General features: G+C 62.9%; 18 protein-coding genes. 9 read left to right on the forward strand and 9 right to left on the reverse strand.

Annotation, left to right across the window (positions count from 1 at the left end; all coding sequences use genetic code 11):
* Positions 1-3: 3 nt before the first annotated feature.
* Complete coding sequence (locus PCS43_RS07815) at positions 4-1,578, forward strand: carboxylesterase/lipase family protein (protein ID WP_047272324.1); 1,575 nt, start codon at positions 4-6, stop codon at positions 1,576-1,578.
* 4 nt (positions 1,579-1,582) lie between these two features.
* Here PCS43_RS07815 and PCS43_RS07820 read toward each other — a convergent pair whose 3' ends face one another.
* Positions 1,583-3,541 carry an AfsR/SARP family transcriptional regulator gene (locus tag PCS43_RS07820; protein ID WP_209910408.1) on the reverse strand — a complete coding sequence of 653 codons (1,959 nt, stop codon included), beginning with the start codon at positions 3,539-3,541 and terminating at the stop codon, positions 1,583-1,585.
* A gap of 98 nt (positions 3,542-3,639) precedes the next feature.
* Here PCS43_RS07820 and PCS43_RS07825 point away from each other — a divergent pair, with 98 nt between their 5' ends.
* Together PCS43_RS07825 and PCS43_RS07830 are read left to right on the forward strand one after the other, a co-directional pair.
* The gene (locus PCS43_RS07825) at positions 3,640-4,518 is read left to right on the forward strand and encodes an alpha/beta fold hydrolase (RefSeq protein ID WP_161120507.1); all 879 of its coding nucleotides are present in this window, start codon (positions 3,640-3,642) and stop codon (positions 4,516-4,518) included.
* A 71-nt stretch (positions 4,519-4,589) separates the two neighbouring features.
* Positions 4,590-5,075, forward strand: coding sequence for a hypothetical protein (locus PCS43_RS07830; protein ID WP_042922885.1), 486 nt, complete (start codon positions 4,590-4,592; stop codon positions 5,073-5,075).
* A gap of 32 nt (positions 5,076-5,107) precedes the next feature.
* Here the strand turns inward: PCS43_RS07830 and PCS43_RS07835 are convergent, their stop codons facing one another.
* Positions 5,108-6,085 (reverse strand): ABC transporter substrate-binding protein, encoded by a 978-nt coding sequence (locus tag PCS43_RS07835; protein WP_209910405.1) that lies wholly within the window; start codon positions 6,083-6,085, stop codon positions 5,108-5,110.
* Between the two features lie 244 nt (positions 6,086-6,329).
* Here PCS43_RS07835 and PCS43_RS07840 point away from each other — a divergent pair, with 244 nt between their 5' ends.
* From PCS43_RS07840 to PCS43_RS07850, 3 genes are read left to right on the forward strand one after another with little or no spacing between them, the layout of a single operon-like run.
* Entirely contained in the window at positions 6,330-7,883 is a 1,554-nt protein-coding gene (locus PCS43_RS07840) for an MBL fold metallo-hydrolase (RefSeq protein ID WP_003942885.1), read from the forward strand.
* 14 nt (positions 7,884-7,897) lie between these two features.
* Positions 7,898-8,563 carry a YoaK family protein gene (locus PCS43_RS07845; protein ID WP_003943143.1) on the forward strand — a complete coding sequence of 222 codons (666 nt, stop codon included), beginning with the start codon at positions 7,898-7,900 and terminating at the stop codon, positions 8,561-8,563.
* 39 nt (positions 8,564-8,602) lie between these two features.
* On the forward strand, positions 8,603-10,228 hold the full coding sequence (locus tag PCS43_RS07850; RefSeq protein ID WP_003943093.1) for a cation:proton antiporter: 1,626 nt from the start codon (positions 8,603-8,605) through the stop codon (positions 10,226-10,228).
* Here the strand turns inward: PCS43_RS07850 and PCS43_RS07855 are convergent, their stop codons facing one another.
* A complete protein-coding gene (locus PCS43_RS07855) occupies positions 10,229-10,666 on the reverse strand; it encodes a DUF2867 domain-containing protein (protein ID WP_007730272.1) in 438 nt (145 codons plus the stop codon). It abuts the gene before it with no gap.
* A 53-nt stretch (positions 10,667-10,719) separates the two neighbouring features.
* On the opposite strand from PCS43_RS07855, the gene PCS43_RS07860 reads away from it, so the two are divergent.
* Together PCS43_RS07860 and PCS43_RS07865 are read left to right on the forward strand one after the other, a co-directional pair.
* On the forward strand, positions 10,720-11,292 hold the full coding sequence (locus PCS43_RS07860; protein WP_039973149.1) for a TetR/AcrR family transcriptional regulator: 573 nt from the start codon (positions 10,720-10,722) through the stop codon (positions 11,290-11,292).
* Between the two features lie 179 nt (positions 11,293-11,471).
* On the forward strand, positions 11,472-11,600 hold the full coding sequence (locus tag PCS43_RS07865; protein ID WP_003943237.1) for a hypothetical protein: 129 nt from the start codon (positions 11,472-11,474) through the stop codon (positions 11,598-11,600).
* Positions 11,601-11,661: 61 nt separating this feature from the next.
* Here PCS43_RS07865 and PCS43_RS07870 read toward each other — a convergent pair whose 3' ends face one another.
* The gene (locus PCS43_RS07870; RefSeq protein ID WP_030536195.1) at positions 11,662-12,546 is read right to left on the reverse strand and encodes an SDR family oxidoreductase; all 885 of its coding nucleotides are present in this window, start codon (positions 12,544-12,546) and stop codon (positions 11,662-11,664) included.
* A 56-nt stretch (positions 12,547-12,602) separates the two neighbouring features.
* On the opposite strand from PCS43_RS07870, the gene PCS43_RS07875 reads away from it, so the two are divergent.
* Positions 12,603-12,929, forward strand: a complete 327-nt coding sequence (locus tag PCS43_RS07875) for a winged helix-turn-helix transcriptional regulator (protein WP_019745900.1) — start codon at positions 12,603-12,605, stop codon at positions 12,927-12,929.
* Between the two features lie 8 nt (positions 12,930-12,937).
* Here the strand turns inward: PCS43_RS07875 and PCS43_RS07880 are convergent, their stop codons facing one another.
* The 5 genes from PCS43_RS07880 to PCS43_RS07900 form a co-directional block, all read right to left on the reverse strand.
* Positions 12,938-13,999 (reverse strand): alpha/beta hydrolase, encoded by a 1,062-nt coding sequence (locus tag PCS43_RS07880; protein WP_209910402.1) that lies wholly within the window; start codon positions 13,997-13,999, stop codon positions 12,938-12,940.
* 83 nt (positions 14,000-14,082) lie between these two features.
* On the reverse strand, positions 14,083-15,552 hold the full coding sequence (locus PCS43_RS07885) for a cellulase family glycosylhydrolase (protein ID WP_209910399.1): 1,470 nt from the start codon (positions 15,550-15,552) through the stop codon (positions 14,083-14,085).
* An 82-nt stretch (positions 15,553-15,634) separates the two neighbouring features.
* The gene (locus PCS43_RS07890) at positions 15,635-17,758 is read right to left on the reverse strand and encodes a phosphocholine-specific phospholipase C (RefSeq protein WP_209910395.1); all 2,124 of its coding nucleotides are present in this window, start codon (positions 17,756-17,758) and stop codon (positions 15,635-15,637) included.
* Positions 17,759-17,862: 104 nt separating this feature from the next.
* On the reverse strand, positions 17,863-19,608 hold the full coding sequence (locus tag PCS43_RS07895; RefSeq protein WP_245361508.1) for an Ig-like domain-containing protein: 1,746 nt from the start codon (positions 19,606-19,608) through the stop codon (positions 17,863-17,865).
* Positions 19,609-19,637: 29 nt separating this feature from the next.
* Positions 19,638-20,780: an Ig-like domain-containing protein gene (locus tag PCS43_RS07900; protein WP_124567159.1), complete on the reverse strand. Its 1,143-nt coding sequence runs from the start codon at positions 20,778-20,780 to the stop codon at positions 19,638-19,640.
* Positions 20,781-20,998: the final 218 nt, after the last annotated feature.

Here is a 20,998-nt window from a genome sequence, read left to right on the forward strand (position 1 = left end):
CGAATGACGATCACACCCAGCGAAGCGCCGGTAGTCGAGACAACGTACGGGCCGGTTCGAGGATCGACGGAAGGCTCGGTGTCGAGTTGGAAGGGGATTCGTTACGCGGCACCTCCGGTCGGTCCGCTGCGATTTCGCGCGCCGGTTCCGCCGAAGCCCTGGACCGAGGTCCAGGACGCAACAGAATTCGGGCCGTGTGAGCCGCAAAGTCGACTCGCGATGATCCCGCTCGGTGAGAACGTTCCGATGGACGAAGACTGCCTGTTCCTCAACGTGTGGGCACCGGGCGCCGTCGGTTCTGATGCGCCGGGTAAACCGGTGATGGTCTGGATTCACGGCGGAGCGTATTTCCGCGGAGCGTCCAGCCAACCACTTTTCGACGCAACCACATTGGCTGAGAACGGCGACGTTGTCGTCGTCTCGATCAACTACCGCATCGGTGTGTTCGGCTTCGTCGATTTCTCGTCCTTCAATTCGAGTGAACATACCTTCGAGCCCAATGTCGCTCTCCGCGACATGATTGCAGCGCTGCAATGGGTTCAAGGCAACATCGCGGCTTTCGGTGGCGATCCCGACAAAGTGACGTTGTTCGGCGAGTCGGCAGGTGGCGGCGCGGTGACGACGCTGATGACCGTCCCGTCCGCTCGCGGCCTGTTTCATCGCGCTATTGCCGAAAGTTCGCCCGCCACTTCGGTGTACGGTAGTGAACGTGGTGAGATCGTCGCGAAGCTGTTCCTCGAGATCTTCAGCGGCGGAGGCGATCTGGGTCTGTTGCGGTCCACGTCTGCCGAAGACTTGATCGGGCCGTCAGACGAACTGTTTGCTCGCGTCCCCCAGGAGACGCCTGGCACTTTGGCGTTCGCGCCGATCGTCGACGGTGATCTGCTCCCTGACTACCCGGTGCGCGCGTTCCGTCACGGCAATGCACACCCGATTCCGCTGATCATCGGAACCAACAAGGACGAATCTTCGCTCTTCCGGATGATGAAGTCGCCGTTGATGCCGATCGATCCCGTCGTGATCACGTCGATGTTCGCGGAGATCGCCGACGAGCATCCAGGACTCGAGCTACCGGATCATTCTCAAATCGAAGGCGCGTATTCGGGACTGTCCAAGCTGGGCGCCGGTCTCGGTTTGACCCGTGATTTCGGATTCCGGCTGCCTACGTTGTGGATCGCCGAGGCTCACAGCAAGGTTGCGCCGACGTGGTTGTATCGCTTCGACTACGCGCCGCCGATGCTCAAGGCGCTGAAGATCGGTGCGACCCACGGCACCGAACTTGCCTACGTCTTCGGCAACATCAACCACGGGGCACGAGACATCACCTACAAGTTGGGTGGCTTGAGCGCGGCGCGTCATGTCTCTGAGCGCATGCAGGCGAGGTGGTTGGACTTTGCCAGAGCTGCAGGCGATTACGACGCCGGGGACGATCGCGAACTGGGTGCGGACCCGGGGTGGCCCACTTACGACACCGACACACGCTCGACACTGTTGATCGACAAACGCGATGCCGTCGTCGCTGATCTCGACCGCGAGATCCGGGAGGCGTGGGGTGAGACGGTGATTGCATTCACCTGACGGTTCAGCCCTGCTCCAATTCGGCCAGGTAGTGCGAGACGGGTCCCACGGTGAGCATTCCGCTTCCGGCGCCGGCTATTTCGGCGGCGGCAGGTAGGAGCGCCGCTCGCGCACGCTCCTTGACTCGACGGTCGCCGACTGCAGTCGCCGCTGCGGCAGTCAAGCACCACAGTGCCTCGGAGAGTAGGTCTTCGGGCGGGTCCGGCAATGCCTCGACGGCCTTCGCTGCTTCGTTCGTCTGCCCCTGTGCGATGAGCAGGTGTGGCCGGGCCCAGGGTTCGTAGGGGCCCCACTGCGTGGTCGGGTCGAAAATCGCCGGCAGTCCCCGCCATACGCGGAGGGCGAGAATTGCGAGAGGGAGTATGCCGTCCGCGAGACCCGGCATGCCGGCATCGGAAAGATTGACCGCCGCAGCTTCGTACAGCTTCTCGCAGTGCGCGGCCGCCGCGCCGGCAGCGGCAGTACGCATAGCGCGAAACCAGGTGGTGAACACCGCTGCCAACGGGCGTTCGTGACGTCCGGCCAATCGATCAACCGTCTCGGAATGTAGCTCGGCTGCATCGAATTGCCCAAGGGCGCTGAGGGCTTGCATGCGGATCAGATGGCCGAGGATCTCGAAGGTAGCCAGGCCGTGTCGAATGGCGAGGTCGACCAGTTCACGGCCGATGTCGTCGCGCTCGGAGGCCAGACCGTTAGTCCAGAACGTCTGCATGAACAATCCGTTCAGAGCGAAGGCCAGGAGCCCTGGATCGTCGAGAGCGCGACCGATCTGTACTGCGGCACGGGCACATTCGAGACCGTGATGACCGGGCAGTCCGCGCGATTCGAGTGCGATTGTCGCTAACAGTCTCGCCCGAGCGGGTTCGTTGCCGGCCGGAAGTCGATCGAGAGTGCGCTGAGCGGCCTCGACGATCTGCGTAGCCTGCCGAGGATCGTCGGATCGCGTCCAGATCCCGGGCACGTCGTAATTGCCGATGATCCGCGCGGTGAGTTCGACGTCGTCCAATTGTTCAGCGGCGCCGATGATTGTCAGTCGTTGGTTTCGGGCAGTCTCGAGTCCGCTTCCGCCCGCAACTGCCAAACTTCGGAGGAGGCCGACGGTTGACTCCAATCTCGATTTCGATCCTGCCGCTACGGTCCGGTCGTACGCTGCCGAAACCTGACTGAAGATCTGTTCTGCCCCTGCAGGATCCAGGCGGGTTTCCCGGCGGAGAATGTCGGACTCGAGGTCGTTCAGTCGTGGACCAGGGTCGATGCCCAACTCTTCGGCGAGTAACTTCCGTGCGCGACGTAGGACTGCCAGAGCATCGCCTTGACGATCGGACCGGTACAGCGCCAGAGCGAGTAGTCGCCAACCCTCCTCGCGCCAAGGGTGTTCCGTCACGTGGGCATCCAGATCGGGAATCGCTTCGGCAGCTCGCCCGAGATCGAGCTGCGCGGATGCCAAGCGTTCGACGGCAGTCAGACGCAGTTCCTCCAAGCGTGATCGCTCCGTTCGGGCCCAAGGCTCGTCGGCGAACTCCGCGTAGGCCGGCCCTCTCCACAGTTGCAGCGCGGTTCGGAGCAGTTCGAGTGATTGCGCCGGCGTCGAATCTGCGGCTTCTCGCACCAGTCTTTCGAATTCCCAAGCGTCGACCGCGTCGGGTGCTGCATGAAAGGCGTAACCGGGCCCTTCGGTGACAATGACTTTCGGCTTCTTTCGCGGCGCGCGATCCGGTTCGAGCGCACGCCTCAAAGCGGAAACGAACGTACGTATTGCGCTGGTAGCGCCGGACGGAGGATCGACCCAGAGGTCGTCGACAATCACGTCCACGGGAACAACACGTCCGCGGGCGACGACGAGACGAGCGAGGACCGCTCGGTGTCGTGGACCCTTCAGATCGATCTGGTGTGAAGACTCGTTCCACGCGACCACGGGTCCGAGCACTCCGAAAGCCGGGGCTTCAAATGTGTGGTCTCGCATTTCCCCACGCTATCGCGCTCATCGAATGCTCATCGACTGCGGCGAAGCTGATTGCCATCACCCCGACCTGCCATCACCCCAACTAACGAGAGCGATCGATGACTATCACCATTCCAGGCTTCGACTACCAGCAGATTTCCACAGCAGGCGGAGTGCGGCTCAACGTCGCGGTCGGCGGAAGCGGAACACCACTCGTCCTTCTGCACGGCTTCCCTCAGACTCACCTCATGTGGCGTCACGTAGCCACTGCCTTGGCGTCGGATCACACCGTCATCTGCCCGGATCTCCGCGGATACGGAGCCAGCGACAAACCGGTCGAGGAAAACCCGGACACCTACTCCAAACGAACAATGGCTGCCGACATCGTCGAGGTGGCGAGGAAATTGGGACACGAGAAGTTCGCCCTCGTCGGCCACGATCGTGGCGCACTGGTTGCCGTCAGAGCGGGGCTGGATCATCCGGATGTGATCACGCAACTCGGCTCGCTGGACGTGCTCCCCACCCTGGATATGTGGGACATCCTGCATGGATCGAATGCTGCTGTGGCGTTCCATCTCTATCTCATGGCTCAGCCACCTGGTCTTCCCGAGCAGATGATCAGCGCCAGCGCCGATGCGTTCTTCGAGTACTTTCTCGACGTGTGGACGCAGAACCGCGAAGCGATTCCGGTAGACGTGCGGGCGGAATACCTGCGCGCCTCACGGGAGGCGGTGCCGTCGATCGTTGCCGATTACCGGGCGTCGGCAGGCATCGACATCGAACACGATCAGTCCGATCGGGAGGCGGGCAACCAACTGCACATGCCGGTCACGGTCATTCAGCAGGACTGGGGCTCGATGCTCGGCTACGACGCCGAGGCCCTGTGGAAAGCGTGGGCGCCCGATCTCGAGCACCGCACGCTGTCCGCAGGTCACTTCATGGCAGAAGAGGCGCCTGCCGAAGTGGTCGAGGCGATCCGGACCCTACTCGAGAGGTAGTTTTGACGCTTCTCGGCTGTCGAGGTACTGGCGAGCGCATCACGTGCGTCGCGAATGGACGAGGGGGATCGATGGGTTTCTCGCTGCACTTCATGCGGGTGACGAAGGACGTGCAACTCGATGTTGATCGGGCGGCGGTCGCCGCTTTCCTCGATCAGCACGGGCTGCGCGTGGTCGAGAGCCCGTACGGAGGCGAGATCGTCGACCGTGACGACAGGGCATTGACGATCGACGGGGCCTTCTCCGACCTTCATCTCGACTCGCTCGAGCAGAGCGATCCACTCAGTGGTGGAATCTTCCACGCGACGCTGTCGCCTGCCGAGTGCGCGTTCGTCTACGACCTCTGCGCGGCGGCTGGGTTCCTGATCGTCAACCCTCAGGGTGACCCGACGTTTCTCGTTCCCCAGCGCAATCACGAGCCCGACGACGTTTCCGAGTTGGAGGACGTCGTCTGGGTCGACAGCGCCGAGGAACTGGCGCGGGCGCTCACCGGTGGTTTCCAAGCGTTCCGCGAGTTTCGGGACCGCGTGACAGGACGAGCCGCCGGTGCCGAATGATCGGGGCCCATCGGGTTGACGAAGGTCGGGTTCTACCGCTTGACCCCGGCCGCCAAGTCGTCGACGAGAACCTTGGCGGTCAAGGCGTATCCCGCGGCCTTGTAGTAGTCGAAGGGAATCACTCGACCAGCCTGCGCGGCGGGCAGACGCTGCCACGTCGGCGAGGTGTACACGCTGCCGGAGGCGCTGCGATCCAAGGCGAAGATGACGTCGGCTTCTTCGAGACGGTTGAACTGCTCCGATCCGAGCATCACGCGAAGGTCGGGGCCTTCACGGAGCACCTCGAATCCCAGGTCCTCGGCGACGGCGGTGCGGAAATCGTTCTGGAACCACGCGATCTGATCCTCCGCGGCGGCGACGAAGGCAACCTTCTTGCCGGCCATCAGCGGTTCGACGGTCGGGCGGACCTGAGCTACATGGGCGTCGTACTCGGCGAGTACTTCTTCGGCGCGATCGCTGCGTCCGATGCCGGTGAGGAAGTCCGACATGACCTTCCGCCACTCCGGGGTGAAGTCCTTGCCGACGGGCAGGACCGGTGCGATCTGCTGCATCCGGTTGTTGCCGTACGACCCGGTGTCCCACCAGCCGGCGCTGAGGACGAGAAGGTCTGCGCCGAGAGTCGAGATGTATTCGAAGTTGGGATCCGAAGCACCTTCGGCGAAGATCTCGACACCCGTGGCATCCGGGACCTCACGGCGTAGGTGTTCTGCGGCGCCGGTCGGGTAGGCGGTCACCGGGTATCCGGCGAGGATCGACAATTCGAGGCCGTCCCGGGGGTCGAGGGCAACGACGTTCTGCGGGTCCGTCGGAATGATCAGCTTCTCGTCGCCGCGCGTGAACTCGAAGGTCTCCGCGTTCTCGGGCGTCGAACTTTCCGTGCTGCCGCAGGCGGCGAGAAACGCGGCCGCAGCGACGCCCGCGCCGACGCCGAAGAAACCGCGTCGCGTCAGGTTGTCCACGATCGCCCAGTAGTCGCGATCGGTCGTGGAGGGAGAAAGGAGTCGAGTCATGCTTGTTAGGTTAGCCTTAGGGGCTGTCTTCGGGAATGCTGAAACAGCTCCCGCGAACGCCAAGAAATACGGCGAACACGCCAGCACAGAGAGTGTTGTCCGCGTCACCGGCAGGTCTGATTCACAACCCACTTTCGACCTCTGACGTGCATGACGTCACAACCGGCCGCCTCCTCGATCGCGATTTGGCCCTGATCGCGCCGACTATGCTGAGTTGACCAGCAGTACGATTTCGGAGGTTGCAATGCAGATCACCAGCGTCGGCCACGCAGGATTTCACATCCAGACCGAGGCCGGATCCATCCTGTGTGATCCATGGGTGACCCCGACGTATTTTGCGTCCTGGGTGCCGTTCCCCGACAACACAGAGTTGGACTGGGACGCGCTGGGCAACTGCGACTACCTCTACGTCTCGCACCTGCACAAGGACCACTTCGATCCGAAGAATCTGATCGCGCACGTCAACAAGGACGCCACAGTCCTGCTCCCCGATTACCCGGTGCCGGACCTCAAGCGTGAACTCGAGAAGCTCGGCTTCCACAAGTTCTTCGAGACGGAAGACTCCGTCAAGCACACCGTCAGCGGTCCCAAGGGCGATCTCGACATCATGATCATCGCTCTGCGCGCTCCCGCGGACGGTCCGATCGGTGACTCGGGCCTCGTCGTCTCGGACGGGGAAACCACCTGTTTCAACATGAACGACGCCAGGCCCGTCGACCTGGACCCGCTGACCGACGCCTTCGGGAAGGTCGACATCCATCTGCTGCAGTACTCGGGCGCGATCTGGTACCCGATGGTCTACGACATCCCGAAGGGCACCAAGCGCAACTTCGGCAAGCAGAAGCGTCAGCGCGGCATGGACCGCTGCCGCAACTACATCTCCCAGGTCGACGCTGCCTGGGTTGTCCCGTCGGCCGGCCCGCCGGTCTTCCTCGACGACGACCTGCGTTACCTCAACGACGATCACGGCGACGAGGGAAACATCTTCCCCGACCAGATCACGTTCCTCGAGCAGATGCGCATCAACGGCAACGATCGTGGTCTGCTGATGATCCCCGGCTCGGCCGTCGAACTTCGCGGAAGCGAGAAGGTCGCGCTGACGCATCCCATCCCGGACGCAGACGTCGACAAGATCTTCTCCAACAAGGCCGAGTACATCGAGAAGATGGCGCAGAAGATGGCACCGGTCATCGCCGCGCAGAAGGCCACGTGGGCTCCGGCCGAAGGCGAGCCGCTGCTCGACGGTCTCAAGGCCAAGTTCGAGCCGATCATGGCTCAGTCCGATCTGATCTGCGACGGAATCGGCTACCCCGTCGGACTCGTGATGGGAGAGGAGACGGTCGTCCTCGACTTCCCGAAGCGGATCGTTCGTGAGCCCATCGACGGAGAAGGCAAGTACCGCTACGGCTTCCGCATCGCTCCCGAACTGGTTCGCACCGTTCTGCGCGACGACGAGCCCGACTGGGTCAACACCATCTTCCTGTCGACACGCTTCACGGCGTGGCGCATCGGTGGGTACAACGAATTCCTCTACACGTTCTTCAAGTGCCTCACCGACGAGCGCATCGCGTACGCCGACGGCTGGTTCGCCGAGGCCCACGACGACAGCGCGTCTATCGAGTTGGGCGGGTACGAGATTCAGCGTCGTTGCCCCCACCTCAAGGCTGACCTGTCGAAGTTCGGTGTTGTCGACGGCACCAACCTCACCTGCGATCTGCACGGCTGGCAGTGGGATCTCGAGACCGGCCGCTGCAAGACGTCCAAGGGCCACGAGCTGCGCACCAGCAAGCTGAGCTGAACCGAGCTCGTCGGGTGACGGGATACAGCAGGTCGCTGATCGGCCTGGCGACAGCGCTCGCCGGGTTGGCCGGTTACGTCGACGCGCTCGGATTCATCACGCTCGGTGGGCCTTTCGTTTCGTTCATGAGCGGCAACATGACGCAGGCGAGCGTCGCATTTGCCGACGGGGTGTGGTCGACCGCGAGAGTTGCCGGCGGAATCATCGTGCTCTTCCTCCTGGGAATCGCGCTGGGAACCGTCGTCACCCACTTCACGGAGCGCTATTCGGTCCGGGCTCGCAAGGTCACGGTGCTCGCGGTTGTAGCCGGGCTGCTGTCCATCGGTTCGGTGATGAGCAGCCTCGACGTCACCCCCGGCGCGATCTCGGCGATGGCCTTGGCGATGGGAGCCGTCAACTCGGTGTTCCAGCGCGACGGCGAGGTGACGATCGGTGTCACGTACATGACCGGTGCGCTGGTCAAGATGGGCCAGCGTCTGACCGGAGCCTTTCTGGGTGGCCCGAAGTGGGCGTGGCTGCAGCACTTCGGGATGTGCGCGGGGTTGATCGCGGGCGCGGTGGTCGGTGCGCTCGTTCATCGGTGGATCGGTCTTCACGCTCTGTGGCCCGCATCGGCGTTCACGGTTGTTCTGATCGCCGTTGCCTGGCAGGTCTCGCCCCCGTCTCCGGCAAAGGTGTAGAAAGAGCCAGACACAAATCCGGGGGTACAGGGGGAAGCAGTGGATGCTCTGATCATCGTGGTGCTCGGACTGCTCGGAATCGTCGCGGCCTCGACGCTCGGAGCGCGGATCGGAGTCGCAGCACCGTTGATTCTGGTGATGGCCGGGATCGTTGTCAGCCTCCTACCATTTGTCCCAGCAGTGGACATCGACCCGGAATGGATTCTGGCAGGCGTGCTTCCGCCACTGCTGTACTCCGCCTCGGTCTCGATGCCGTCGATGGAGTTTCGGCGTGAGTTCGGTGCCATCGGTGGGCTTTCCGTTCTGCTCGTGGTCGTGAGTGCGCTTGTTCTCGGTGTGTTCTTCTCCTGGGTGATACCAGGACTCGGTATCTGGTGGGGCATTGCACTCGGTGCGATCGTGAGCCCGACGGATGCCGTCGCGACGTCCATCGTCAAGAAACTCCCGGTCTCGCCGCGGGTGGTGTCGATCCTCGAAGGCGAAAGCCTGCTCAACGACGCCACCGCTCTGGTCCTGTTGCGTACTGCCATCGCCGGGGCCGCCGCATCGGTGTCGCTGTGGAGTGTGTTGGGCAAGTTCGCTTTTGCCGTCGTCGTGGCCGCGGTCATCGGAGTTGTCGTCGGCAAGGTCAACCTGATGGTTCGCGCCCGTGTCACCGATTCGACGGTCAACACGGTCATCTCGTTCACGGTGCCGTTTCTGGCGGCGATCCCCGCCGAAGAGTTGGGTGCGTCAGGGTTGGTTGCTGCCGTCGTGGCCGGGCTCGTCACCGGCTACGACGCTCCTCGGAAGCTGTCACCGCGACACCGGTTGTCCGACTCCCAGAACTGGCGCACAGTCGAATTGGTCCTCGAAGGTGCGATCTTCCTGGTGATGGGCCTCGAACTCTCGTCGATAGTCGACGATGTCCGGGTCGACCACGAGGGCATATCCACGGCGGTCTTCGTGGCGGCGGGTGCACTGTTCCTCACGATCTTGGTGCGGGCTCTGTACGTGGCCCCGCTCCTGCGAGCGCTCCAAGCGCGGGCGAATTTTCGTGAACGCATGAAACCCAGACTCTCCGACATCGCGAATCGCCTCGACAATCCCGAGGATTACCCGCCAGACGAACGACGCAGCAGGCGCCGGGCACCTTCGGCGAATCAGATGGAAAGGTTCAAGGTTCGGGTTCGGCGGACGGTTGCCGATATCGACTACTACCTTGCTGCGCCGTTGGGATGGCGTGAAGGCACGATCGTCATCTGGGCCGGCATGCGCGGGGCGGTCACTCTGGCTGCAGCGCAGACTCTGCCGGAAGACACCCCGAGTCGATCGCTCCTGATCTTGGTTGCGTTCCTGGTGGCAGCAGGCTCGTTGATCCTTCAGGGAGGAACGTTGAAGCGCGTCGTAGTGGCGACCGGTCCGGCAGCGCAGGACCTCACCGAATCCGAACTAGACGAGCATCGCAGGTTGCTCGACCTCCTCGAAGATGCTGCTGCGAGTGTCGTTCCGCCAGAGGGTCGGTCGAAGAAGAGGATCCGCCTCGACGTGATCGACGCGCAGCGTCAGGCACTGCTCGACGCACGTGACGATGGCGTGTTCGACGCACGGATGCTCGGATCGGCACTTGCCGCGCTGGATGCCGATCAGATCAGCCTCGAACTCAAGGGCGGTCCGGACGGTTGATCACGTGCACAGTCTCTTTCGAGCGGACGTCATCATTGCCCGCGTGATCACGCCGTGCAGTACCTGAACGGGTGCGAAGTAGATTCGGCCCGCGCGGTTCTTCAGCTCCACGGCGGTGACGACGTGCAGGAGGCCGGCGTCGTTGTCGGCCTGAACCGAGGCGACGAATCGTAGGTGTTTCTCGTCCGCTTCGATGAGGGCCTCGCCGTCGGCGATCTTGTCGACGGCAAAGGTGTCGGGGCGTCCCTTGGCGATGCCGAGCAGTCCGACTATCCGCTCCCTGAGCCAGAACATCGCGAGGACGGGTGCGGGGACATTCCTGACGTCGAAGACTGCCTGCGCCCACTCCTCGGATGTATGGGTCGGAACAGACGGGATGGTGATCGTGGTGGCTTCTGCCCAGTCCGGTGCAGGCATTGCCTTGAAAGCGAGTGTCATTTCGTCCTCCGTACGGTGCCGTATGGAACTTACCCATACGGTACCGTACGGAGGTGCCGAATGCCCGCGCCCGACTCTCTCGCGACCAGTGGATCGATGCAGCTTTCCAGGCTCTGACAAGCCATGGGCCTGATGCAGTTGCAGTGGAAAAGGTGGCGCGAACGCTCGGATCGACCAAGGGTTCCTTTTATTGGCACTTCGCCAACCGCGACGAATTGCTGCAAGCTGCGCTCGGCCGGTGGGAAGTTTTGGCAACCGAGAGACTGATCTCCTCCGTCGAGTCCTCTGGTGAACCGGCGGAGGTGAGGTTGCGTCGTCTGGTGGATTCGGTCACGACCGGATTGGCCGGTCGCCGTGCGGAGTTGGAACTGCTTGCCGGGATCGGCCATCCTTTGGTTTCGGCGGCGGTTCGACGTGTCACCGAGCGTCGAGTTACCTACATCGTGACGTTGTTGGTCGATCTGGGGATGGACAGGCAGAAAGCGGAACATCGTGGCGTACTTGCCTATTCGATGTACCTGGGGCAGATGCAATTGGTACACAGTGCGCCCGATGTGGTTCCTGGCAGCGGTGCGGACGCTCAGGCGCTCGCCGACGAGTTCGTGAATATGGTTCTGGCCAGGTAAGTCCGCCGTCGAACGCAGCGTGATCTGCGCATCACCCTGCGCTTTCAGGTGAGGGACCACACATTGCGCGTAACCCATAGTTACAGATACTTTGAGGTCAGCTGAAGTGGGGTGCCGGATATGTCGACATTTCCCGGAGGCGCAAAACCGTTTCACGACAGGAAGAAAGGTGACTCACCATGAGCGTTGTGCTTATTTCGTTGCTGGTCGCCGCTGGACTCACCGTGCTGGCCACCAGTGACGGTGCCGGTCTGGACTTCGGGAGTCGGCAGCTGAACCGCCAGTTGAAGACCCGCACGCACCGGTAACCCCGGAAATCGGCCGGCTCCACGCGATACTTCGCGGAGCCGGCCGATTGCGTTGCTCCGGTCAGTTCACTCCGAGATCTACCAGCCAGGCCCGGGTGCTGCGGGCGACGATGCCCAAGGCAACGGCAGAACCCGTCGCGGAGTCGAACGCGACGCTGTCGGCAGATTCGAGTCCCGTGTAGAGCTGGGAAACCCCGGCTGCTGCGCCCCCTCCGATGATCGGCGCAATCGACGCACCGAAGGCATCGGGCGTCACGGCTTCGAAAGTTACCGTGCGCGAGAAGTGTTCGGCGAATGCCTCGGCGAGTTCGATGCCGGTGATCGCCGGAATCTGTCCGATGTCGACCGCGTCCGGTGCTACGTCGAGAGTCAGGGCCGCAACGGCTGCATCAGCGACGTCGAGATGTGAACTCCATGCGACCGCGAGATCGGCACGTAGTGGGTAACGCAGGACCCCTTCGTCTTTCACCCCCGACAGCACGGTGGGCAGAAGAAGATTCTCGAGGAACAAACGCGGGGTCAGGACGGTCACCGCGATACCTTCGGCGCGGAGTCCGTCGACGAGCTCGGAGAGAACGGGTGTGTTGGGACCGGCAAGCGGCGAAGTAGCGTCGCCGGTCACCGTGCCGCTGGTAGAGATCACGAACCGCGAAGGACGTGTCACTCTTGCTGCTGCCAGAACGTTGTGGGCGTAACCGGCTAGCGTCTCGGTGTCACCGGCGAGTGGCAGGTGGAAGAACACCCCGTCTACCCCGCGATAAGCGTCGGCGAGAGAGTCGACTGACGCATTATCCGCGACGACGGTGTTCGCACCCTCGAACGTCTGGTCGGGGTTGCGGGTGATTGCTCGGACTTCGGCACCTGTCGATCCGGCGAGAGCCGCGACCAATCCCGCGAGAACGGGAGAACCCTGTGCGCCGGTGGCGCCATGCACTGTGTAAGTCATGACGCCTATAGTTCAGATTGGGAACCAGTTACTTCAAGTGAACTAATGGGGAATCGATGAGTGAATCAGGTCACGTGCTTCCGGAGTGCGGCGTCGCGCGCTTTCTGCTGGTTCTGGACGGACCGTGGGCAACGCTGATCGTTCGTGAGCTCACGCACGGCCCGATGCGCTTCACGGAACTACGACGCGCATTGCCCGGCATCAGTCCCAGGACACTTTCCGCCAGGCTCAAGCGATTCGAGGAGTTCGATCTGGTGACCCGGACTGCCTACGCCGAGGTGCCGCCGCGAGTGGAGTACGAACTCACCGCGACGGGGATGGAACTGCGCTCCGTGCTCGAAGCGATGGTCGAGTGGGCGGATCTGGCACTCCCCGTTTCGTGACCCTGCCCTCAGTGCGGGCCCGAAAGTCCAACCCGCAGAGCGCCGCAGGCCTCGAACATCGCATCTTGACCGGTATGGCCGACACCGGTGGTGTTGACGAAGGCATGGATCAATCCACTGTGACGCCTGAGTGCAACCGGGACTCTGGCCTCTCGCAGCCGGTCCGCGTATTCCTCACCCTCGTCGCGTAGTGGGTCGAAACCGGCGACGGCAACGTACGCGGGCGGTAGGCCGGCCAGGTCCGGAGTGAGCAGCGGTGAGACTCGCGGGTCGAGAGCCGAAGCGCCGCCCGACAGGTAATGGGCTGCATACCAGTCGAGTTGGGCGTCGGTGAGAAAGAAGTCGGTGCCGAACATCTTGTGCGAAGGGCGCTTCGACGAAAGGTCCACCCAGGGGAAGAAGAGCAGTTGGAATACTGGTTTGACGTCGTCTTCGGTCGTGGACTGCGCGACGACGGCAGCCAAGTTCCCACCCGCGCTGTCTCCGCCTACCGCAATGGATTTCGGATCTGCGCCCAGATCTGTGGCATGCTCGACGCAGTACCGGAATGCGGCGACGGCGTCATCGACCCCGGCGGGGAACGGGAACTCCGGTGCTAACCGGTAGTCCACCGACAACACACTGACCTCGCCGTGTCGGGCCAGGAAGCGGCACACACTGTCGCCGCTTTCGAGGCTGCCGAGGACGAACCCGCCGCCGTGGAAGTACACCAAAAGTGGAGCGGGCGTGGAGACTCCGGCCGGGCGATACAGCCGTGCGGGAATTGCGTGATCCCCGCACGGGATCTCGAGGTCACGAACCGTCTCGATGTCGATCGCTGTACCGCCGAACAGCCGTGATTCGGCGTCGATCTGAGCGCGTCCCTCTTCGACCGGAAGATTCTCGAAGCTCGTACCTTCCACTGCCGAGAGCAATCGCAGCGCAAGCTGGATCTCCGGGTGCAGAGTCTGCCCGTCGATCTCCTTCGGCTTGCCACCGAGAATGCGCTGCGCGCCGGTCGGTAAGGCGCCGACGACATCGAGAACCACCCGCGCAACACGATCTTGGACAGACATCTTCTCCGTGGACATACTCGCCTTCCGTCGGCTGATCACCCGTCGTGTGTACGTTGCGAAAGAACGGGACGGATATCCAGGAACTTCGACTCTCGAGATCAGGCCGCCGGAGTGACCGTGACTGTGACGGGACCCGTGTCGTCCGCGGTTTCCACTGTGAGGAGGCGGCTTTGGGGATCCCAGTTCACTATGTCGGCACCCGCGACGTCGACGCCGCCGGGAAAGCCGCTCTCAGGTAGATAGATCTCGGTCGGTGCCGTCACCGCGGGGTCCGGGGCGAACGTCAGCTGGAGACGGTCAACGGTCGAGGACCATTCGGTGGGGATCCCCGCGACAGCGCGGGGATACGGCTTGTTCAGGGTGTCGGCGAGGATCGTCTGTGTTCCGTCGGGGAGATACGGACCCCAGGGCCCGGGATCGCTCGACCAGTAGGACACGCCCGCGCCGAGTTCTCGGGCGGTCGTGTAGACGCGGTCGATGTAGTCGCCTGCGCCGGGCAGTGTTGTGTCGAGCCCGAATTCGCCGAGAATGATCGGAGCGCCGCCGAGTACGTTGCCCGCAATGTGTTCGACGCTGTCGCGCCAGGTGTCGATGGTCGCGTCGGTGAGAGTGCGTGAGAGGCCCGAGTATCCGTCACCGAGGTCGAGGGGCAGCGGATACAGGTGCGGGCAGTAGGCGATGCGCTGCTCGCCGGCTCGTGGATCGTTGATCTTGGTGAGCCCGCTGGGAACACCTTGGTTGACGCCGACCGCCTGCGGAGCCACACATACCCAGCTGTCCTGATCAACTTCCCTGATGGCGTTGGTGGTTCGCTGATACAGGGCGGCGAGTGGTCCACCTTCGAATGCGGGGCCCTGCAGGGAACCGCCCCACGGCTCGTTCATCAGGTCGTAGGCCACGACGGTGTCATTGCCTGCGAAGCGCTCGGCCACCGCCCGCCAGGCATTCGCGTAGTGCTCGACCAGTTCGGGGTGTTGGCCCGTGGTGTTCCAGAAGTTGTCGAATGCACGCATCACACCGGGTTGGATGTAGTACAGCTCCCACCGGTCTTGAGGGCTGACCGGAAGGCCGTCCATGTAGGTCGCCCAGGCCGGTGCGCCGTTGCCGATGTTGCCGGCGCCGTTTCCACTGTTGCCCTCGGGAGTGATCGCGCCGGAGTAGACGTCCTGATGCATGTCGAGCATGACCTTGTAGCCGCGGTCGGCGTACCAGCTGATCCGGTCTTCGACGCGGTCGAGATATTCCTGGTCGTACTGTCCCGGTTCGGGTTCCACCGATCGCCAGGAGATCAGGAACCGCACGAAATTTGTTCCCATGTCCGCGTGTTCGCGCTCGAGGTCGGCTTCGGTGAACTTCGGCATGCCGTCCGGAGCGCTTTTTGCGCTCGACGCCGTGTTGAACCCTCGCAGGATCAGAGAGCGGCCGGCGTCGTCGGTCAGATATGACGGCGGCACGTCCGTGCCACCGGCACTGCCGGGCATGGGCAGGCTACCTTCGGCAGCGGCGATGCCGCTGCCCAGAACCAGCGAGCCTGCGATGATCAGTGCCGAGAGCGGGATGCGACGCACGGATAGCCTCCTACAAAAAGTGTGGATGGATTGACTTGTTCCACTGGAAATTCGGGTCTGGACTCGATCGCTGGGTGTTGATTCACGTCGGTTGGCTGACACTGGTCCGCCCGTTTTCGATGTGTCCGACGAGTACGCGCTTGAATTCAGGATCTTCGTCGACTGTCACGGTGGCCCGATACCAACCGTCCACCGACGTCACCGTCCACTGACCGCGTGCCCCGGCAGCGAGTTTTCGTCGGTCCCCGTCCACATTGACAGACAGTGCACGACTTTCGGAATTTGTCGCGGACAGCATGAGAGTGCGCGACCCTGCGTCGACGGTGGTGGAGACGTCGAGCGCGGCCGCCGCGCTGTCGGTCGCTCCGCCGAACTCTCGTCTGAACCCGTTGGGACCCAACAGGGTCAGGTTGTAGACGCGTTCGTTGAGCGGAACGGTGTCGTCGATCTCGCCCTCGACGTCGTAATGTCGCGGCTCGTCGAACTCTCGCGCATACGGGTACAAGGCCAGGTGTGCGGATGCGGCACCGGTATTGGCCAGATGGAGCGTCAACGAGCCGGCGCCAGGGTTTACGCTCATGTGAGCGTCGGGCTGATAGGGAAGTGCCCGCGCTGGTCGAGTACCGCTCTCCTGCAGGGGCATTCTCTGTTCGGCGGGTGGGGTTGGCGTCCAGCGCGGTTCCAGTGGTGGGGTGGGTTGCGGACGGGACACGGTCGGTCGGCTACGCGGGTTGGCGAAGTCGAACGCCGACGTCAGGTCACCACTCACCGTGCGTCGCCACGGGTCGATTTCCGGTTGCGTGATTCCGAACCGCTTCTCCAGAAATTGTGTGACGGACGTGTGGTCGAAAACCTGGGAACAAACGAAACCGCCGACAGTCCACGGCGAGATGATCGTCATCGGCACCCGCGGGCCGAGACCGAGCGGCTGATTGCCGACCCATTCGGTTTCGATCGAGTGCGGCGGTCGGGGCGGCGGTACATGGTCGAAGTAACCGTCGTTCTCGTCGAAGTTGACGATCACGGCCGTCTTGGCCCACAGATCCGGATCGGAGGCGACGGCGTCGAGAACTTGGTAGAGCAGTGTTGCGCTCGCCGCGGGTGACGATCCCGACGGATGCTCCGAATCCATTTCGGACGGAACGAGATAGCTGACTTGCGGCAGTCGACCCGACTCGACGTCTTTCCTGAACTCGGCGGCCAGTGTGCCGGGCCGGGATCGGTACAGCGCGCGATCGTAGAGTTGGCGATCAGCAGGCGACAGTTGGTCTGCGGCATCCTCGAGGGCCAGTACCGCTGCATCCTGGACCGGTGCCGGCATCGAGGGCAGGGCGAGATAGAACCCGGCCAAGGTCTGCAGTTCGAAAGGGAGCAGGCTCGGTCGGCCAAGCAGTCCTGCCGCCACTTTCTTGAAGGCAGTGAAGTATTCGAGGTTGTTGTCTCCGAAATTGTCCCACTCCTGGTAGGTCTTCCAGGAAATGCCGGCGGACTGCAACCGCTCGGGGACCGTCTTCCATCCGTAGCCGGCGTGCCAGGGGTTGTAGGCCGCGTTGGTGACAGCTCTTCCCTCGGGGCCGGGTGGATCCGAGGGCAGGATCGACTCGGTTGGATTGGGCGAAAGTGGCTCGTATCCGGTGTATCCCGAGACCCAGTAGTTCCGGTTCGGGCTCGTCGAGGTCGGCACGGAGCAGTGGTAGGCATCGCAGATCGTGAACGCGTCCGCCAGTTCGTAATGGAATGGGATGTCTTGCCGGTCGTAGTAGGCCATCGTCGTGCCGGTCTTTGCTGCTACCCAGCCGTCGTGCCAGCCGTCGGCGAGTGCGGCATGTCCGCCCGCCCAGCTGTGATCCAGCCCGGTGACGTTCTGGGTGTCCATGCGTTGTGCCGCAGCGGAGTCGCGGATGGGGAAGGGGAGCACAGGACCGGTAGGCCCGGGTTGTTCGAAGACGCTGTGGCCGCTGCGTAGACGCAACGCATTCGGATCCCCGAACCCGCGAACACCCCTCAGTGCGCCGTAGTAGTGGTCGAAAGATCGGTTCTCCTGCATGACAAGGACAACATGCTCGATCGAATCGAGCCCACCGGAGTTTGCGGGCGTTGCCAGTGCGCGCTGAAGGGACGGTGGCAGAAGGGAAGCGGCGGCGACTGCAGTCGCACCGACCCCGGCGGCGAGAAAGGACCGTCGAGAAAGAGAATTCCTGGTCACCTGTGCTCCATCGATAAATCAATCAGTGCTATGACTACAGCCGTGACATGCTGTTGCCGCTGCTCCGAATCGGTGCAGCGGCAACAGTGTCGAGCGAAATACGATCAGGAACCGAAGAGACCGCTCAGTGAACCGAGGCTGCCCGAGCCGCCGTTTCCGCCATCGTCAGGCGCAGCAGAGACCTTGACGACGGATTCGTCGGACGCGGACTGTGTGAATCCACTTCGCCCCGCGAAAGACGCCGTGATCCGATGATCACCAGTCGATGCGAAAGCGTGGGTCAGTCGCGCCACACCATCAACTCCGACGACAACGGGCTGTCCGATGGGTTGGTCACCGTCGAAGAACTGAACCGAGCCTCCGCCCGGATTGGGAGCGACCGTCGCGGAAAGTTCTGCCGCGACATTCTGCTTGGCCGTCGCGGGAGCTGCCAGTGAGGTCGAGGTGGTGACATCGGACGGCGCGGGATCGGACACGGTGACCGTTTGGGCCGATGCCATCGACGGCATGAAACCTGTTGCGCCGGAGTAGTAGGCCGACACTGCGTGAGATCCTGCCGAGGTGAAAGCATGTTCGAGAGTGGCCTTGCCGTCAGCGCCCACTGGGATCGGAGCACCGATATCAGCAGCGCCGTCCTTGAACTGGAGAGTGCCGCCGGTGGGTGTCGGCGTGACCTGCGCCCTCAGCGACACCGATACGCCCGTCTTTGCATCGGTAGGAACGTTCACGGCAGTGTCGGTCTGCTTGACGACAGGGGCGGCAGTCACCGTGACCATCGCCTCTGTCGAGTTGGAACTCTGGAATCCGTTGACTCCCTGGAATGTTGCGGAGACCCGCGCGGTTCCGGCGGTGAAGAAGGTATGCGGTAGCCGGGCAGTGCCGTCGGCACCGGGCGTGACAGGTGTACCGACGTCAGCGCCGTCCACCCTGAACTGAACGTTTCCAGTGACCGGAGCCGGATCCACCTTCGCGACAAGCTCTGTCGGAGTGCTGGCTTGGATCGAGCCGGGCATCTGGATCGTGGTCGTTGTCGGTTGGCTGACGTAGATCGTCGTCAGAGCCTGCCCGCCGGCGTTGAGGCCGGAGTTCCGGTTGTCCCTCGGGGAGCAGTTGTAGCGCTCCCAGTAGTTGGCTCCGAAGACGTCCTTTTCGCGCTGGACGAAGGTGAGCGCATTGCGGTCGTCGTCGTAGTTGGCGGAGCCGGGATCGGAAACCCTCAGCGAAGGCTTGATCTCGCTACCGGCCGCGCCGGCTTTGACCGTGACGTCGACTGCGGGGAGTCGGAACTTGGTGTTGGCGCCGACGATGATGCCGTCACTCGATCGAACCGCGGAGGACGGACCGTTTCCGGTGGTCCGATTCGATCCGGAGATACGCAGGTGCGTTCCGGATGCCGATGGATTACCGCCGTCGTCGATCCGTGTGACTGTTGGAGTGGCACTGTCGGATCCGAGGCCGTACGCACTGTCCGCCACAAGCTGGGAACTCACGAATTCGACGCCCGACGGGATGTCGAAGTCGTACTTGATTCGGGCCCAATGTACGACTCCACGGCTGGCATGGCCGCCGCTGTTTGCTTTCATCTCGTTCGGCTGCACGCGGTAGGTGACGGTCTCACCCGGTGCCGCGGTGGTCGGCGCGGTGATGGTGACCCCCGAGCCGAGCGTCTCGTTGAACGTGATCGGGCTTGCCACACCGTCCATCTCGCGCACATGGCATGCAGTTGTGAAGGCCACGCTCTTGGTCTCGGGGGCAGCAGAGGCGATTCCGCCGCCGACGATGGAGAACAAGCTGCCGGCCAGTACCGAGACGGTTGCAATCGCAGAGCTGCGTAACAGTTTCGAGTTCATCGACGAATCCTGGTTTCTGCTCACAGTTTTCACGACCCGAATCCGGGGGTACCAAGGCTGCCGAGGCTACCGGTGCCAGGCTCGGGCTCGGACGGTTCGACGACGTTGATCGTCACGGCACCCGACATCGATTCCATGAAGCCTGCAGATCCCGTGTAGTACGCCGTGATGTTGTGGTCGCCTGCTGTTGTCATCGTGCGGTTGGCCTTCGCGACGCCGTTGACGACGGCCACCGGAGCGCCGAGATCGACCCCTCCGTCACGGAACTGCACCGTTCCTCCCGACGGCCAAGGAGTGACCGTTGCCGTCAACTCGACGGAGTCGCCGACGACAGCCTTACCGGGTGCGTCGATTCGCGTCTGTGTCTGGGCGAGGCTGGAGTCGACATTGATCACGGCGAGTGGCTGGCCGCCAGCGTTCAATCCGGCCGAACGGTTGTCGCGTGGTGAGCAATTGGTGGTCAGCCAGTACTTCACGCCGCCGAGCAGGGTCTCTTGTTGCAGGAAGGTCAGGTAGTTGGCGGCACTGTCATAGGAACCCGAGTTGGTATCGGAAACGCGGAGCATGGGCTTGATCTGGGTGCCGACGGCCCCGGACGTGACGGTGACGTCGACTGCCGGGAGCTGGAACGTCTTTCCTCCACCGACTTCGATTCCGCCGCCGCCGTTGTCGTCGGTATTCGGTCCGTTGCCCGCGGTGATGTTGTTGCCCGAGATACGAAGATGCGTCCCATTCGGATCGGGTGAACCGGCATCGTTCACACGAGTGACCGAGGGAGCGACCCCACCCAGATTCGAGCTGGTCCCGGCCACGATCTGCGCTCCCACGAAGGTGGTGCCCGCAGGAATGTCGAAATCGAACTTGAGACGCGTCCAGTTCACGACCGACCTGAGGTCGTAGCCGTCTTTGGGGACCGTCATCGGCTTGGGGGCAAGGCGGTAGGTGAAGGTGGAGTTCGGCGGAACCACGGTCGGGGCACTGATCGTGACGCCGGAATCGCGTGTCTCGTTGTGTGTGATCGGGCCGGGGAACTGCCACCCGTGACACGACGCCGTGAACGGAAGGTTCACATCAGCGGCGGATGACACTCCCGCTCCGCCGACGACCAGGGCAACGCATCCGGTCAAGGACGCAGCCACCCCCACTCCTCGGCGCATCAACGTCGACACCATTCACATTCTCCTTGAGTAGCGCTCGAAAAAATCGAGCTCTCGGCTTGAAGCCGGGTCCGGGAACCGGCCTCGAGCTGACAGAGAAGCGAATACATCTTTGTCGTTTGCTCACCACCAGCTCAAACCCTGGAGAGGAGTAGAACACAGAGCGCGCCGCGAAATATGCGAATCGGACAAATTGTTGGACAAACGTCCAACCGGTGAAATTTCTCCACCCT

The sequence above is a fragment of the Rhodococcus sp. C-2 genome (genome assembly GCF_027854095.1).
Taxonomy (GTDB): domain Bacteria; phylum Actinomycetota; class Actinomycetes; order Mycobacteriales; family Mycobacteriaceae; genus Rhodococcus_F; species Rhodococcus_F qingshengii.